We start from the raw sequence: 16521 nt of genomic DNA on the forward strand, positions 1-16521 counted from the left end.
GAGCGAGCCTGCTCGCGATGCAAGTCCAGACACCACGGGGTGTCAGGTTTTCCGCGTCATCGTTGACGATCATCGCGAGCAAGCTCGCTCCTACAGAAGGCAAGCCCAGGCACCATGGGGCATCAGGTTTCCCGCGTCATCGTTGAAGACCTTCGCGAGCAGGCTCGCTCCCACAGAAGGGGGCGTAAGCGACACGGGTCAACGAATGAACGCCGCCAGATCCGCATTCAACTTGTCGATCGCCACCTTGAAATCCTGGGTGCTGATTTTTTCGCTTTCGTTGGACAGTTGCGTACCGAAGACCTTGCGCACGACCTTGGCCACGGTCTGGTTGGTTTTTGCGTCGATGAATTCGGCCTCGATGAACAGGTTGGTGTCCTGGTCGCGGTAGCCGGTGGCGGCCTGGGTGGCGCCGACCACGGCGGCGATGGGCACCACTTCATACCATTTCATGCCTTCGTTGGAGGCACTCACGCCGGTGATCGCGGCGCGCAGGATCAGCGCTTTGGAGCCCGCCGGCGGGGTGCTGCCGACCACGCGATATTTCTGCCCGAGCGTGCCCTTGGCCTTGCTGGTCATGTAGCTCTGCAATTCATCGAGGGTCTGACGGTTCACCCGCTCATTGGGTTTGGGCGCCGGATACAGCTCCAGCCGGTTGAACACCACCGTGTCATAGGCATTGGGATTCCACGATGGAATCACCCAGCGCATGGCCTTCTCGCCACTGTTGGTGGTCACTTCACTGAGGTTGTTGTAATTGGGAAGGAACCCGGAATACTCATTTCGTTCGGTGACTTTCGAGGTGCAACCGCTGAGCAACAGCACGGCGAGCGAGGCGCCGACGAGCAGGTTTCGCGATAGGTTCATAGTGGTCATGCTCCTGGAAAAACACGGTTTTCTTGGGAAAACGGGGTGCGGCTGCAGGCCTGCGCTCAAACACTCAACCCGAAGCGTGCGCGACGTCGCCGCAGTAAAGATCGGCATTGCCGTCCGAAGGCGCGCTGCGCACGACAATCGAATACGCCCCGCTCATCAACTCAGCCAGCGGGACCGGCGCACTTCGATAGAAGCTCCAGCCCTTGGTGCCGGCATCGCTTTTGCTGTTGACCTGATCGTTCATTGCAAACGCCACCGCCCCCGGCTGCTGGCAACTGCCCTTGTTGATGAAGCTATAGAGCTTGGGCGGCAGGATGGTCCCGGTGGGCACGCCGGTGATGTAGAAACTCAAGTTGGTGGTGGCCCCCATGTCGGTCAGGGTCACCCTGCCGATCTGGCCGGCATTCCTCGGTGTGCCCTTCAATGCCACGCTCACCGAATCGCTGGAGGAATGGGTGCACCCCAACACACTCGCAGCGACCAGCATAACGGCCAGTGCTGTACCTGGATTCATGACAACCTCCTGCGACATCACCAATGGGTTTCATTGACCGCTGAGTGCCTCGGCCATCTGGCCGTACAAAGGCATCGTCAGCACGTTCTGATCGACTTTGACGCTCAGCGGCTTCGGCGATTTGCCCAACTGAGACAATGGCGTCACGCTGTAGCCAGCCTGGATATTGGCCGCGCCATCGGTCCTGGCATGGCCGATGATCCACACGTAGGGCGTCGGTGCTGGCAGAAGACCCATGCCGGCGGGCACCGCTCCGGTCCACCCCGGCGGCGTCACCAGGAACCGCCCGGAAGGGCTGTCGGTGGTGCGCCAGCCCGGCGAAGCGAAGAGGTCGCTCCACATATCGAGCATCGGCAGCAGGTAGACACGCCCGTCGGAACTGGGTGCCGCGACCACCAGCGGCTCCTTGGTCAAGTCCAGCCAGGCGATCGAATACAACGTGTCGAGGTGCGAACGCGCCCCACCCTTGAAATCGGTCGATGGATAATCCGGCATGCGGACAAAGGTGTTCATCGGCCCATTGGCCGCATCAGTACTGGCAAATTCTTCCCGGGTGACATCCCCGCTCAGCAACGGGTAGGCATGTCTGTGAGCATCCACGTTTGTTTCACGGACGTATTCGGAGCTGGGACTGGATTGCGCATGACTGTTCAGCGGAAAAGCGAGGGAAGCAGCGACGGTTACAACAACGGCTGTCAATGTCTGAAATATCAGCATGTTGGCGATCGTCCGTGCGTAGGGGACCTCGGCCGGTGTCGGCAGAGATAAGGCAACTCTAGACGAACATTTGCGCGGAACTGGCCGGTCGGACAATCGGTTGTTCGAAGTGTTAACTTGGTAAAACAACACTGGAGCTTGCTACCGAAGCGCTGGATAATGGCCATCTGCCGCTATCCAGTGCCATTTCCTGATAAGGACATCCCGTTTCATGAATTTGCCGTCCCCTGCTCTGCTCCTTGCTGCTGCCCTGTTCATGCCCTCCACCGCCCACGCCAACGACGCCGCCCTGACCGACTCGCTCAAGGCCTTCACCCGTTGCGACGCCAGTTTCTTCACCAGCCTCAATGCCCATCGCGAGGCCTGGCAGGCGCTCGCGCCGCTCAAGCAGGAAAAGGACGCCGCGTGGATGACCGTGAAGAACCGCGGCGCCAGCCCGGATAACTCGGTGGCCCTGCGTGGCACACCAACGGTGGCCGGCATGAAGCTGCTGTCTTATGTCGATGAAAGCAGCGACCTGGGCCAGCTCGGCCAGTATTACTACTGGGGTTTCATCGTTGAAGGCGGCGTGGACGACGTGGCGAAAAAACTCGCACCGTTGCTGGAGCAACCCGGCCAGTTGAACGACCTGGGTGGCAACTATGTGCGCAGCGAACTGAAAGTCGGTGATCAATGGCAGCTGATCAAGCCGCAGCCAGGCACCGCCCCCGGCAAACGCGTGGAACGCGTGCTGCTGGTCGAACCGGAAGGCAAGACCGGCACCCGGTCGCGGGTCAACTGCTCGCTGCAAGGCGCCGTTGACGGGCCGATGCTCGCCCGATTGCGCCCGGACATCGCACCGAGCGATTACCCGGCCACTCATCCGGACACTGGCATTGACACCGTGGCCGTGCCGCAAGCAGTGCTCCAGCGTCTCGACTCGCCGCTGCTGAAACCGAAGTTCAAGACCCTGAAAGTGACCTTCGCCACCCGCACTGGCAACCCGATCAAGGACCGCCCGGTGACCGTCGAGTACACCGCGGACGGCGACCTGCTGAAGAAGAACGAGATCTACAGCGATACCTTCCACGTCGAGCGCCTGACCCAGGCCGGCTGGATCCAGTTGAAGTCGAAAATGAACGGCATCGGCGACGGTCGCGTGCTGCTGACTCGCGAACTGGAGGTGAAAGTCCCCGGCAGCTGGACGCCGGGCCAGGTCCTGAGCACCCGATCGGTCATGGAAGAGGTGCCGGCCAAGTCCACCGACAAACCGATGAAACTGGAGGCTACCTGCACCGTCGGCAAGCGCTTCCCGGCAAGCCAGGTGTTCGCCTCGCTTGCGGGCGACGCCATCGCGCTGGACTGCGACCAGGGCACCAGCAAAAACGCCAGCGCATTTATCGAGGATCTGGGTGTCGTACTGACGCTGGAGTCGACGTCGCAATCGTCGAAAAGCGTTTACACGTTTACAGACGTGGCGGTCGTACGTTAGTTAAAGCCGCTACCCAGATGGCCGATAACTCAGGCCTTGGGTCTGCGTACCACCGGTACACATGATTGAACAGCGAGCCGGGCACCCTTGCCGCCCGGCCGCGACATGGAAGGAACAGTGACTGTGATCATCGGTATCGACCTGGGCACCACCAACAGCCTCGTGGCGGCCTGGGATGGCGAGCAAGCCCGTATCATCCCGAACGCCCTGGGCAACCTCCTCACGCCGAGCGCCGTGGGCCTGGACGACCAGGGCCAACTGGTGGTCGGTGACATCGCCCGCGAACGGCTGCACACCCACCCGCAGCTCACCGCCGCGCTGTTCAAGCGCTACATGGGCAGTGCCCGTGAAACCCGGCTCGGCGGGCGCGCCTACCGCGCCGAAGAACTCTCGGCCATGCTCTTGCGCAGCCTCAAGGAAGACGCCGAGCGGGCCCTGGGCGTGCCGGTCAACGAAGCGGTGATCAGCGTGCCGGCGTACTTCAGCGATGCCCAGCGCAAGGCCACACGCGTCGCTGGCGAGCTGGCCGGGCTGAAGATCGAAAAGCTGATCAACGAACCCACCGCCGCCGCCCTCGCCTATGGCCTGGAGCAGCGTGACGAAGCGACCTTCCTGGTGTTCGACCTCGGCGGTGGCACCTTCGACGTGTCGATCCTGGAGCTGTTCGAAGGCGTGATGGAAGTGCGCGCCAGCGCCGGCGACAACTTCCTCGGTGGTGAAGACTTCGACGACCTGCTGGTGCAGCACTTCATCGCGAAAATCGGCGCGGCCGACCTGCCCGACACGACCCTGCCTGCCATTGCACAGCGCCTGCGGCGTGAAGCGCAGCAGGTTCGCCATGCGCTGGGCCAGGCGCAGGCAACGCGCTTTACCCTGCGCGAGCAGTCCCGTGAATGGAGCATCGAACTGACCCAGGCAGAGCTGGCCGACATCGTCCGCCCACTGCTGGACCGCTTGCGCGCGCCCATCGAACGGGCATTGCGCGACGCCCGGATCAAGGTCGCCGACCTCGACGAAATCCTCCTGGTGGGCGGTACCACGCGCATGCCGCTGGTGCGCAAACTGGTGGCCACGCTGTTCGGGCGCATCCCGGCGATGCAGCTCAACCCGGACGAAGTGGTCGCCCAGGGTGCCGCCATTCAGGCCGCGCTCCAGGCCCGCCATGAATCGCTGGAAGAAGTGGTACTGACCGATGTCTGTCCTTATACCCTGGGGATCGAGACCTCGATGAAACAGGGCAGCGGCTTTCAGAACGGACATTACCTGCCGATCATCGAGCGCAACACCGTGGTGCCGGTGAGCCGCTCGCGCACCGTGTACACCTTGAGCGACAACCAGAAAGTGGTCAGCCTGGCCATCTACCAGGGCGAAAGCCGCATGGTCAGCCACAACATTTTCCTCGGCGAGCTGGAAATCCCGGTGCCGCCGCGCAAGGCCGGTGAAGTCGCCCTGGACGTGCGCTTCACCTACGACAACAACGGCTTGCTCGAAGCCCAGGTGCACCTGCCCATCAACGGCGAAACCCGCCGGCTGGTGATCGAGAACAATCCTGGGGTACTGGCGCCGGAAGAAATCGCCCAGCGCCTGTCCGCCCTTGAAGCGCTGAAAGTGCACCCGCGCGATCAACAGGTGAACACCCTGCTGCTGGCCCGCCTCGACCGCCTGTACCAGGAAAGCCTGGGCGATGGTCGCGAACACATCGCGCACCTGGCGAACTACTTCCAGCAGATGCTCGACACCCAGGACGAACGCCAGATCCGCGAAGCCCGCAGCGACATCAGCCAGCGCCTGGCGCATTTCGAGCGGGAGGTCTGAGCCGTCATGAACCATTGGCAACTGCTCGACCTCACCCCGGATGCGGACGAACGCAGCATCAAGCGCGCCTATGCGCGGCTGCTCAAGAGCTGTCGGCCGGGCGATGACCCCGAGGCGTTCCAGCGCCTGCGTGAAGCCTATGAAGGGGCGCTGGCCGAGGCGCGCTGGCGTGACGAGGCCGACGACGATATCGTGCTGGCAGCGCCGGCGGCGCCCGTTGCCGAGCACGCGACACAGCCGATTGCCCTTGAGCCGGTCGACCAGGCGATTACCGTCAACCCGCCCGAACCCTCCCCGGAGCAGATGCAGCAATGGCTCGCCGAAGGCAAGGAGCGTCAGGTGGTGGAGGCGCTGCGCCATTGGCTGACCAGTGAGTGGCTGCTGCCCTTCGAGCGCCGCCAGCAGTTCGATCAATGGGTGCTGGATTGGCTCGAAGACGCACCCGACTGGTCGCCCGGCTTTTTCGAAGGTGCGTGCCAGGCCATGGGCTGGGATGAAACCCAAGGCGATCTGCCCTGCGAGTACTGGCGCTGGGACCGCCTGATCCGGCGCTGCGAAATGCAAGCGATGGCCGAAACCCTGCGCGCTGACCTTGCCCGATTCGATGCCGACAAACTCCATGGGCAGGCAGCAGCGCTGCTGCTCAAGCCCATGAGCGACGAGCAGCGTCGGGGCATCGCCGATTACTTCACCGCGACCGACTGGCAGCGCTTTTCCCAACTGGCCGAAAGCATCGAATACCAGTTCCCCGAGTTGCCCGAACGCCTGGGCCTGCAACCGCTGGACAACTGGCGCGACTGGTTGCCCGCCACCAGCTATAGCGGTTCAACGCTTTTCCTGTGGTTGAGCCTGTCGGTGCTGCTCATCGTGTCGATATTTGCCGGTGGGAAAAAATCCAGCGTCATGGGTACCCTGCTGTTGATGCCATTGCTGGTTCCGATGTTCATGTGGCTGGGTACCAAGGTCTATCAGGTCTGGCACACCGGCGCTGTGTTCGCCGGGCATCTGGATGTACGGCTCAGCCGATGGCTGTTGCCACCCAGCCTGTACCGACAAGGCGCCGGCCTGCTGGTCTTGCGCTACGTGGTCCCCTGCACCGCGCCCGCCGCACTGGCCTACGTCTGGTCCGAGCCGGTGCCATGGCTGCAGTGCGTCAGCCCGGTGCTGGTGTTCCTCGGCACGCTGTACTTCACCAACGCCGCGCTGAGCGGCGGCAAACTGTCGATGTGGGCCCGTGGGGTGCGGGCGATCAAGCTGAAGGTCGGGCGCCTGCCTTGGCATTTCCTCAAACGCGAGGGCATCCTGATCCTGATCGCCGTGGCAGTGATGGCGGCGTGGGTGTATTCGAAGATGAAGGTGGTGGTCTAGCTCTACGCTGCATCACAGCGCGGGGCGTTGCAGCCTCACCCACTCCTGGACGGAGGGCCGTTGCCATTGCCGCTCGGCATAGGCCACCAGCGCCGGCGGCACCGGGTCACCGTTGAGGATCAGGCGGTTCAGCATGACCGCCAGATCGACATCGGCAATCGACCATTGGCCGAACAGGTACTCGCGACCGTCCGCCAGCAGCGCCTGGGCGGCGGCGAGCAATTTGCCCACGGCCACCTCGGCGTCGGGCGACAACGGGCCGTACTTCTGCCCGTAGAACACCACCAGGGTCGAGCGTTCCTGGCGAATCGGCAGCAGGTCGCTACGCAGCCAGGCCTGCACTTGCCGGGCCTTGGCGCGCTGTTTGATGTCGCGGGGGTAAACCGGCACCTGCGGGTAAAGCTCTTCCAGGTATTCGGTGATGGCCGAGGACTCCGACAAGGCGAAATCGCCCTGCACAAGGGTGGGCACACGCTGGGTCAGCGACAGGCTGGCGTAGTCCGCCGCCAGGTTCTGCGAGGCATCGAGGTCCAGTGTGCTGATCTGGAAGTCGATACCCTTCTCGCGCAACACCACGAACGCCGACATGGCATAGGGGCTGGTGAATTGGGCGTCGACGTACAGGCGCAGGGGGGAATGGGTCACGGCGATCATCTCCATATGCATGAAGGCTTTACGCTACGAGATCCGCGGCGATAAATGAAATGGATGATTTTCATGGGCGTATTCCCCGGCGGAATACTGTGTACATGAGATGTCTCGCCGGGAAAATTCCCTGTCGATTTTCCGGTGGAGCCCGACACCGGCACGCCTTATGCTCAGCCCATGAACCTACAAAACGCACTGCTTCCACCCCACGCCGAGATGGTTCGCGCCATGCTCGAGCGCGACACCACCTACGAGGGGGTGTTCTTCACGGCGGTCAAGACCACCGGGATCTTCTGTCGCCCCAGTTGCACGGCGCGCAAACCCAAGCCGGAAAACGTCGAGTTCTTCGCCCATGCCGACGATTGCCTGTCCGCCGGTTACCGCGCCTGCCTGCGCTGCAAACCGCTGGACGCCGCGGCTATCGCCCCGGACTGGGTGCAGAAGCTGCTCAAGGCCGTGGACGCCGATCCCGAACTGCGCTGGACCGATGCCCATCTGCTGGCCGAGGGCATCGAGCCGTTGAAGCTGCGGCGCTGGTTCAAGCAGCATTTCGGCATGACCTTCCACGCATGGCTGCGCACCCGGCGCCTGGGCATGGCACTGGGCGGGATCAAGCAAGGTGACTCAATTGACGGCGTCGCGTTCGATTCCGGCTACGAGTCGTTGAGCGGCTTTCGCGAGGCCTTCCAGAAATCCTTCCACATCACCCCTGGCCGCGCCGCCAACAGCGAACCCCTGCTGTTCACCCGCCTGACCACGCCACTGGGGCCGATGATCGCCATGGCCGAACGACGCGGGCTGGTGTTGCTGGAGTTTCTCGACCGGCCGGCGCTGACCGGCGAAGTCGAAGCGTTGCAAAACCGTTTTGGTTATGCGGTGGCCCCCGGGCACAACGCACACCTGCAACAGATCGAGGATGAACTGGCGCGCTATTTTGCCGGCCAACTGAGCGAATTCACCGTGGCGCTGCACATGCCCGGCAGCGAGTTCTCCCGGCAGGTGTGGGCCGAGCTCGGCAAGATCCCCTACGGCCAGACCAGCACCTACGGCACCATCGCAGCGAAGCTGGGCAAACCGGGGGCCAGCCGCGCCGTGGGCCTGGCCAATGGGCACAACCGCATTTCCATTGTCGTGCCCTGCCATCGGGTGATTGGCGCCGATGGTTCGCTGACCGGCTATGGTGGCGGGCAGCCGCGCAAGGCATTTCTGTTGCGCCTGGAAAACGCCGCCGTGCAAGTCACCCGGCAACTGGCGTTTTAATCGAACCGAAAGGAAATCACCCCTGAGCGCCCTAAACGATTCCTACCAGCCCGCCAGTGAATTGCTGGCCAGCCTCGACGCCGACTGGGCGCGCCATGTTGCCGCCATCGGCCCCTGCCTGCATCAGCCGCACCCGGCGCGTGACCCGTATGAATCGCTGGTGCGGGCGATTGCCTACCAGCAACTGCACGCCAAGGCCGGGGATGCGATCATCGGGCGGCTGCGGGGGTTGTTTCCCGAGGAGACCTTTCCCAGGCCCGAGCAGATCCTGGCCAGCAGTTTCGATTCACTGCGCGGTTGCGGGTTTTCCGCGAGCAAGATCGCGACCATTCAGGGCATTGCCCAGGCGACGCTGGACGGGGTGGTGCCGGACTATGCGACGGCGTTGGCCATGGACGATGAAGCACTGATCGAACAGCTGGTCAGCCTGAAGGGTGTCGGGCGCTGGACCGTGGAAATGCTGCTGATCTACAGCCTGGAGCGCATGGATATTCTGCCGGCCGATGATTTTGGCGTGCGCGAGGGGTATCGGCGGCTGAAGGGGTTGCAGGTACAGCCGACGCGCCGGCAGATGATCGAGATCGGGTTGGCGTGGCGACCGTATCGGACGGTGGCGGCGTGGTATTTGTGGCGGGTGCCGGGCAAATAGACCGCGTTATTGTTCATCGCGGGCAAGCCCGCTCCTACAGGTACGCGGCGATCCCTGTAGGAGCGAGCTTGCTCGCGATGGTGGTTCAGGCACCGCGGGCATCCAGACAGCCCACGTTATCGTTGACGACCATCGCGAGTAAACTCGCTCCTACAAGGGGGCCATCAAGCCGAAAGATGTTCGTACAGAATGGTCGCCCCGACAACGATCAACACCACCCCACCAACAATCTCCGCCCGCTTGCCAATCACATGGCCAATGACCCGGCCCAGCATCACGCCAATGGTCACCATGGTCATGGTCGCCAGACCAATCAGGCCCGCCGCCAGCCAGATGTTGACGTTGACGAAGGCCAGGCCCACGCCCACTGCCAGGGCGTCGATGCTGGTGGCGAAACCGGTCACCGCCAGCAGCCAGAAACCGTGCTGTTTGGGTTTCTCCTCTTCCCCCTCCTCATCATCGGCCTTCATGCCGTTGTAGATCATGTGCAGACCCAGGAGCAGCAGCAAGGTGAAGGCGATCCAGTGGTCCCAACTGGAGACGAACTGCGAGGCGGCCTGGCCGATCAACCAACCGACAATCGGCGTAATGGCTTCGATCACGCCAAAGATCACCCCAACGCGCAGGGCCTGGAGGAATTTCGGTTTGTGCAGACTGGAGCCCTTGCCGATGGAAGCCGCGAAGGCATCGGTGGACATGGCGAAGGCGAGGAAAACGAGAGAGGCTAGATTCACACCGATCGATCCGGTCGGGCTTGAGTCCACGACACACCCGCGCGCCCGACTTCGGCACAGGTATGTCGATGGTCTCACCAACCAGAAGGTGCCCGTACCACGGCAGGTTGCCGAGAATGTTGATACGGGCGCTTGCGCAGACGCGCAAACAGGTTACTCCCCAAAGAGGTTCGGAAGCATAACCGAAGGTTTGTGAAAAATGCATGAAAGGCATCGCGAGCAGGCTCGCTCCCACATTGGATGTTCAGCGCTCACAAATCCCCTGTAGGAGCGAGCTTGCTCGCGATGAGGCCAGCAGCCCACCACAAACCTTCTAGGCTAAACCCACCACCCACTTACCCCATGGAGCACCCCCATGCACCTGGAAGGTTCCTGCCACTGCGGCGCCGTCACATTCAGCCTCACCAGCGCCCACCCCTACCCTTACCAACGCTGCTACTGCTCGATCTGCCGCAAGACCCAGGGCAGCGGCGGTCACGCGATCAACCTCGGCGGCGATGCCGCGACCCTCAAGGTGCGCGGACGCAAACACATCACCATCTATCACGCCCGCCTCAAGGAAGCAGGCGCCAAGCGCGCCCACAGCAGCAGCGCCGAGCGGCACTTTTGCAGCGTCTGCGGCAGCGGCCTGTGGCTGTTCAGCCCCGAATGGCCGGAGCTGATCCACCCTTTCGCCTCGGCCATCGACACCCCGCTGCCGGTGCCGCCGGAACACACCCACCTGATGCTCGGCTCGAAAGCGTCCTGGGTCGAAGTCCAGGCGCAGCCCGGGGACAAGCAGTTCGACGTCTACCCCGAAGAGTCCATCGCCCAGTGGCATGAACGCTTGGGTTTGAGCCGCTGAAAGAATTTTTCACCCGGCAGTTCCCCTTTGCCTTTTTCGTTCGGTTAACCCCTCAGAAACATTCATTTCCGAACGATCAGATACAAAGGGACTTCCATGTCGCACCATCTCGCTGCGCGCTTGCGCTTTGCCCTGCGCCCGCTGGCGCTGGCCCTTCCGGCTGCCCTGCTGAGCCTTGCCACCACCGCCCATGCGGCGCAAACCACCGACGGCAAAACCACCGCCAAGGAAGACGGCGCCCTGCAATTGGGTGCCACCAACATTTCCGCCCAGGCCCTGGGCGCGACCACCGAGGGTACGCATTCCTACACCACCGGTTCGACGTCCTCGGCCACCGGCCTGGCCTTGTCGCCACGCGAGACGCCGCAATCGGTCACCGTGGTCACCCGCCAGCAGATGGACGACCAGGGCGTGCAAAGTGTCAGCGACGCCCTGCGCAACACCCCCGGCGTCTCGACGCAGAAGTACGACAGCGACCGCACCGAATTTTCCGCCCGTGGTTTTGCCATCACCAACTTCCAGTACGACGGCGTCAACCAGCCATACGACGGCGTCTACGGCGAAAACCCGAACAATGGCGACGACGCCGCCAGCCTCGACCGCATCGAAGTGATCAAGGGCGCCACCGGCCTGCTGACCGGTTCGGGCGACCCGTCCGCCACGGTCAACCTGATCCGCAAGAAGCCGACCAAGGAATTCAAGGCTTCGCTGAGCGGTACCGTGGGTTCCTGGGACAACTACCGCACCACCGGTGACGTTTCCGGTTCGCTCAATGACACCGGCAGCGTACGTGGCCGTTTCGTCGGTTCGTACCAGGACAAGAATTCCTACATTGATCACTACAGCCAGAAAAAGGACATGTACTACGGCATCCTCGAAGCCGACCTGACCGACGACACCCTGCTGACCTTCGGCATCGACAAGTCCAGCGCCACCCCGCGCGGCAGCTCCTGGACCGGCAACACCGTGTACTTTGCCGACGGCGGTCGCACCGATTTCCCGCGTAGCTTCAACCCTGGCGCCGACTGGAGTCGGCGTGATTTCGACACCGTGACCTACTTCTCGTCGCTGGAGCAGGCGCTGGCCAACGACTGGAAACTCAAGGTCAGCCTGAACCAGAAGACCACCGACCACGACACGCGCCTGGCTTCGGCCAGCGGTGGCGCCCCTGACCGCGCTACCGGTGAAGGCATGTTTCTGTACTGGGGTCGCTGGGAAGGTCATAGGGTGCAGAACACCGCGGACGTGAACGTCTCCGGCCCGTTTACCCTGGGCGGTCGCGAGCACGAACTGACGGCCGGCTTCATGACCTCGCATTCGCGCCAGACCGGTGCGACGTTCGACAGCGTGATCCCGGGCGCCGGGAGCGTGCCGGGCAGTATCTATGACTGGAAAGGCAACCTGCCGGAACAGGACTTCCCGAAAAACGGCAAGTACGAGCGCACCACCAGCCAGAACGGCGCCTACCTGGCCACGCGCCTGCGCCCGACCGATGATCTGTCGCTGATCCTCGGCACCCGCGTCAGTACCTTCAAGTACAACGAGGACTACAACTACTACCCCGGCGCCGGCCAGACCGACACCCACGCCAGCTACAAGGAACACGGCGTGGTCACGCCTTACGCCGGGGTGGTGTATGACCTGAACGACACTTACTCGGTCTACGCCAGCTACACCAACATCTACCAGCCGCAGACCTACAAGGACGCGGCGGGCTCGACGCTCAAGCCGGTTGAAGGCGACAGCTACGAAACCGGCCTGAAAGCGGCTTATCTGGACGGCAAACTCAACGCCAGCCTGGCCTACTTCCAGATCGAGCAGGAAAACATCGCCCAGTACGTCACCACCGACGGCACCGGGCAGGACGTGTACGAAGCCATCCCGGGCGCCAGGACCAAAGGCATCGAACTGGAACTGGCCGGCGAGCTGGCCGATGGCTGGAACCTGTCCGCCGGCTACACCTATGCCCGCACCCGCGACAAGCAGGAGCAACGCATCTATGGCTACCCGCTGGCCACCACCAAGCCGGAACACCTGGTGCGCACCTTCACCACTTACCGTTTGCCCGGCGCGCTGGACAAGGTCACCGTCGGTGGCGGCATCAGTTGGCAAAGCGCCTTCTATGGCCAGAGCAGCAGCCCGGTCGAAGGCGCCACCTCCCTCAAACAGGGCGGCTACACCCTCGTGGACCTGATGACCCGCTACCAGTACAACGAGCACCTGAGCTTCACGGCCAACGCCAACAACGTGTTCGACAAGAAGTACCTGACCGGGTTGGGCAACTTCGGGACGACCTTCTATGGCGAGCCGCGTAACCTGATGCTGACGACGCGCTGGGATTTCTGATCTGGAGGGAGGCGATGCCTCCCTATCGCGAGCAGGCTCGCTCCCACAATGGATCTTCAGCGTTGATGCGATCCCTGTGGGAGCGAGCCTGCTCGCGATAACGCCCGCAAAAACAACGAAGATCTACCAGCCATAAATCCCTCGCAAAACATTGACACCATTCCAACTTTCATAAACTTGCAGCGGCCAATTCAGGACCCTATTGTCCGACTTGCAACCACACTTACGACTGCAACTTAACAACTTGCAAACACCATGGAATGGTCATGAAAAAAGAATATCTATTAATACCCCTCATCACACTGACCCTGTCAGCTACCGTGCACGCCAAAGACCTCGGCGAAGGCCTGGCCAACGAGTCCGACGCCGTGCTGCTGAAGAACGCCGACAACCGCTACAAACACTGGAACGGCGTGGGCAAAATGTTCCTCGATGACGTGCCCGGCTGCACCGCAAGCCTGCTGGACACCCGCGACTACGCCAACCGCGCAACAGGGCCGGCCTATTTATTGACAGCGGCCCATTGCATTCCCGGCGTCAGTGGTCCGAAGCCTTCAGGCCAATATAAAGAGTCGGTCAAATTCAACTACTTCAACGACACTTACAGCACGTCGAAAAGTTATGCGATAAAGTCCGCCGTCTGGCAGGACTACGACAATAGCGACATCGCACTCTATGAACTTGAAGTGCCATTGGCCACTTTGATTGCCGACGGAATTACGCCCTTGCGCCTCGCCTCGCAATGGGCAGAAGTGTCCACGGACGTGTTGATCGTCAACGCACCGGAACACCTGCCCGACTCAGGGCTGCGCCTGGCGGCCTGCGCCCAGCAATACACCTCGGCCGACCTGGTGGAAGGCGATCGCGTCTATGTCGGCGCGCTGAAAAACCGCTGCAGGCAAGTGCTGCCAGGATCGTCCGGAAGCCCCGTCCTCGACCGCCTGAGCGGCCAGATTCTTGCCGTCGTCGCGACGAGCACTGGCGGCGCTTCCGTTGAAAACCGCTGCGACAACAATGCACCGTGCGAAGCTCGCAACGGCAAGATCAAATGGTTCGCCGATACCCATTACAGCCACCCTGCGGACTATCTGGCGGGCTGCTTCAGGAAGGGTGCTTTTACCAAAGTCGCCAATGCCTGCACGGCTGGATATGGATTTCCAATTGCGCACCTGGAGTATTTCCCCACCCAATACCTGGTCATGCCGGCGTCAGCCACCGATCCCGCTCCAACGATCAGCACGGAGTTTCTGGTGAGAACACCGTACTATCGTTACAAAACCGCCCGGGAAGCCAGGGACTGCTGGTCATCCCGTCAATACAGTGGTGTGATCAGCGCCAACAAGACGGTACTCGATGCGCCTGTCGCCCGTGATCCCGGCATGCATTACCTGTGCGTGGTCGGCGTGAAATCCGTCAACCAGAAGCCGGACGCCGCCTTGATGAAAAGCGCCTGGATCACCCCGGCGCAACTGGTAGAAAGAACGCCAGTCACCCTGCCCTGATCATTGTGGCACTGGGGACGTGCCGGTCAGTTGATGGCCGGCACACCGCTGTGGAAGCGAAACTCCACGTCCGGGGATTCGATCAGCTCCTGTTCGGCCGTCCGCACCCGCTCGATCACCTGGGCAATATCCTTGGCGTCACCGTACTGATAAGCCAGTTTCAGGTAACCCTGGAAATGCCGGGCCTCGCTCTTGAGCAGGCCGAAGTAGAACTTGCCCAGTTCTTCATCCAGGTACGGCACCAGCGCCTCGAAACGCTCGCAACTGCGGGCCTCGATGAACGCGCCGACCACCAGGGTATCCACCAGTTTGACCGGTTCATGGCTGCGCACCACTTTGCGCAGCCCCGAGGCATAGCGCCCGGCGGACAGCTGGCGCAGTTCGATCTTGCGCTTTTTCATCAGGCGCATGACCTGTTCGTGGTGCACCAATTCTTCCCTCGCCAGGCGCGACATCATGTTGATAAGGTCAACGTGGGAGTGATACTTGGCAATCAGGCTCAATGCGGTGCTGGCAGCCTTGAATTCGCAGTTCTTGTGGTCGATCAGCAGCGTTTCCTGATCGGCCAGCGCGGCCTGGACCCAGCCGTCGGGGGTGCGGCAGCCAAGGAACTCGTGAATTTCGGGAAGGATCATGGGGCTCACGGACATAAGTGGTTCAATCGAAGGGCGCCGATTATACCGGCCCGCCCGCAGACCACCAGCCGTGACCGTTGATATGCATCAAGTCCCGGGTGCGCGGCCAGCAACTATAGTTGTGCAACGTTGTGCTTTTTACTTTCTGGAGAGGCCGATCATGCAAGCCATACGCAGCATTCTGGTGGTCATCGAACCTGAACACGCGGAAAGCCTGGCGCTCAAACGGGCCAAATTGATTGCCGGCGTGACCCAGGCCCATTTGCATCTGCTGGTCTGTGATCGCAAGCATGATCACAGCGCCATGCTCAGTGTGCTCAAGACCGCGCTGCTGGCGGACGGCTACAGCGTCACCACCGAACAGGCCTGGAACGAGAGCCTGCACGAAACCATCGTCGATGTGCAGCAAGCCGAAGGCTGCGGGCTGGTGATCAAGCAGCATTTCCCCGACAGTTCGCTGAAAAAGGCCCTGCTGACCCCGGCGGACTGGAAACTGCTGCGCTACTGCCCGACCCCGGTACTGCTGGTGAAAACCGCGAAACCCTGGACCGGCGGCGTCATCCTCGCGGCGATCGACGTCGGCAACCTGGACGGCGAACACCGTAACCTGCACGCCACCATCGTCGATCACGGCTTCGACATCGCCAGCCTGGCCAAGGCCAGTCTGCATGTGATCAGTGCCCACCCTTCGCCGATGCTGTCAGCGGCCGACCCGTCGATGCAATTGAGCCAGACCATCGAAGCGCGCTATCGCGAACAGTGCAAGGCGTTCCAGGCCGAGTTCGACATCGACGACGCGCACCTGCACATCGAGGAAGGCCCGGCGGATGTGCTGATCCCCTACACCGCGCACAAACTGAACGCCGCCGTGACGGTGATCGGCACCGTGGCGCGCTCGGGGTTGTCCGGAGCGTTGATCGGTAATACGGCGGAAGTGGTGCTCGATGCGCTGGAAAGCGATGTGCTGGTGCTAAAGCCGCTGGATGTCATGGACCATCTGGAGGAGATGGTGGCGCAGCATTGATATCAGGCCTGTCGCCCTACCCCTGTAGGAGCGAGCTTGTCGAGGCGTCGAACCGTCGCGATGGCGCCCTGTCAGCCAGCCGAGATGCCAGCTGTGCCGGCCTCATCGCGAGCAAGCT

At 62.2% G+C, this 16521-nt stretch carries 15 protein-coding genes and 1 riboswitch; of the genes, 9 read left to right on the forward strand and 6 right to left on the reverse strand.

Going from position 1 to position 16521, the window contains the following annotated elements; genetic code table 11:
- Nucleotides 1–198: 198 nt before the first annotated feature.
- The 3 genes from ABVN20_RS26005 to ABVN20_RS26015 form a co-directional block, all read right to left on the reverse strand.
- Nucleotides 199–867 carry a DUF3313 domain-containing protein gene (locus ABVN20_RS26005; protein ID WP_368558641.1) on the reverse strand — a complete coding sequence of 223 codons (669 nt, stop codon included), beginning with the start codon at nt 865–867 and terminating at the stop codon, nt 199–201.
- Between the two features lie 73 nt (nt 868–940).
- A complete protein-coding gene (locus ABVN20_RS26010) occupies nt 941–1390 on the reverse strand; it encodes a hypothetical protein (protein WP_368558642.1) in 450 nt (149 codons plus the stop codon).
- 30 nt (nt 1391–1420) lie between these two features.
- Nucleotides 1421–1990, reverse strand: coding sequence for a DUF1254 domain-containing protein (locus tag ABVN20_RS26015; RefSeq protein WP_368558643.1), 570 nt, complete (start codon nt 1988–1990; stop codon nt 1421–1423).
- Between the two features lie 328 nt (nt 1991–2318).
- On the opposite strand from ABVN20_RS26015, the gene ABVN20_RS26020 reads away from it, so the two are divergent.
- From ABVN20_RS26020 to ABVN20_RS26030, 3 genes are all read left to right on the forward strand, one after another.
- Nucleotides 2319–3578: a hypothetical protein gene (locus ABVN20_RS26020; RefSeq protein WP_368558644.1), complete on the forward strand. Its 1260-nt coding sequence runs from the start codon at nt 2319–2321 to the stop codon at nt 3576–3578.
- 123 nt (nt 3579–3701) lie between these two features.
- Nucleotides 3702–5393, forward strand: a complete 1692-nt coding sequence (locus ABVN20_RS26025; RefSeq protein WP_368558721.1) for an Hsp70 family protein — start codon at nt 3702–3704, stop codon at nt 5391–5393.
- A 6-nt stretch (nt 5394–5399) separates the two neighbouring features.
- The gene (locus ABVN20_RS26030; RefSeq protein WP_368558645.1) at nt 5400–6761 is read left to right on the forward strand and encodes a J domain-containing protein; all 1362 of its coding nucleotides are present in this window, start codon (nt 5400–5402) and stop codon (nt 6759–6761) included.
- 12 nt (nt 6762–6773) lie between these two features.
- Here ABVN20_RS26030 and yfcF read toward each other — a convergent pair whose 3' ends face one another.
- Entirely contained in the window at nt 6774–7406 is a 633-nt protein-coding gene (yfcF, locus tag ABVN20_RS26035) for a glutathione transferase (RefSeq protein ID WP_368558646.1), read from the reverse strand.
- Between the two features lie 180 nt (nt 7407–7586).
- Here yfcF and ABVN20_RS26040 point away from each other — a divergent pair, with 180 nt between their 5' ends.
- On the forward strand, nt 7587–8669 hold the full coding sequence (locus ABVN20_RS26040; RefSeq protein ID WP_368558647.1) for a bifunctional transcriptional activator/DNA repair enzyme AdaA: 1083 nt from the start codon (nt 7587–7589) through the stop codon (nt 8667–8669).
- 22 nt (nt 8670–8691) lie between these two features.
- A complete protein-coding gene (locus tag ABVN20_RS26045; protein ID WP_368558722.1) occupies nt 8692–9318 on the forward strand; it encodes a DNA-3-methyladenine glycosylase in 627 nt (208 codons plus the stop codon).
- Between the two features lie 164 nt (nt 9319–9482).
- Here ABVN20_RS26045 and mntP read toward each other — a convergent pair whose 3' ends face one another.
- A complete protein-coding gene (gene mntP, locus ABVN20_RS26050) occupies nt 9483–10052 on the reverse strand; it encodes a manganese efflux pump MntP (protein ID WP_368558648.1) in 570 nt (189 codons plus the stop codon).
- Nucleotides 10053–10226: riboswitch (yybP-ykoY riboswitch) on the reverse strand. It lies immediately after the preceding gene.
- 181 nt (nt 10227–10407) lie between these two features.
- On the opposite strand from mntP, the gene ABVN20_RS26055 reads away from it, so the two are divergent.
- The 3 genes from ABVN20_RS26055 to ABVN20_RS26065 all read left to right on the forward strand — a co-directional run bounded on the left by ABVN20_RS26055 (nt 10408) and on the right by ABVN20_RS26065 (nt 14744).
- Nucleotides 10408–10896, forward strand: coding sequence for a GFA family protein (locus tag ABVN20_RS26055; protein WP_368558649.1), 489 nt, complete (start codon nt 10408–10410; stop codon nt 10894–10896).
- 96 nt (nt 10897–10992) lie between these two features.
- The gene (locus ABVN20_RS26060) at nt 10993–13242 is read left to right on the forward strand and encodes a TonB-dependent siderophore receptor (RefSeq protein ID WP_368558650.1); all 2250 of its coding nucleotides are present in this window, start codon (nt 10993–10995) and stop codon (nt 13240–13242) included.
- Between the two features lie 266 nt (nt 13243–13508).
- Nucleotides 13509–14744, forward strand: coding sequence for a serine protease (locus ABVN20_RS26065; RefSeq protein ID WP_368558651.1), 1236 nt, complete (start codon nt 13509–13511; stop codon nt 14742–14744).
- A 26-nt stretch (nt 14745–14770) separates the two neighbouring features.
- Here ABVN20_RS26065 and ABVN20_RS26070 read toward each other — a convergent pair whose 3' ends face one another.
- Nucleotides 14771–15379, reverse strand: coding sequence for a tRNA-(ms[2]io[6]A)-hydroxylase (locus tag ABVN20_RS26070; protein ID WP_368558652.1), 609 nt, complete (start codon nt 15377–15379; stop codon nt 14771–14773).
- Nucleotides 15380–15539: 160 nt separating this feature from the next.
- Between ABVN20_RS26070 and ABVN20_RS26075 the strand changes: the two genes are divergently transcribed.
- Nucleotides 15540–16403 (forward strand): universal stress protein, encoded by an 864-nt coding sequence (locus ABVN20_RS26075; protein WP_368558653.1) that lies wholly within the window; start codon nt 15540–15542, stop codon nt 16401–16403.
- Nucleotides 16404–16521: the final 118 nt, after the last annotated feature.

It is taken from the genome of Pseudomonas sp. MYb118 (assembly GCF_040947875.1).
GTDB lineage: Bacteria > Pseudomonadota > Gammaproteobacteria > Pseudomonadales > Pseudomonadaceae > Aquipseudomonas.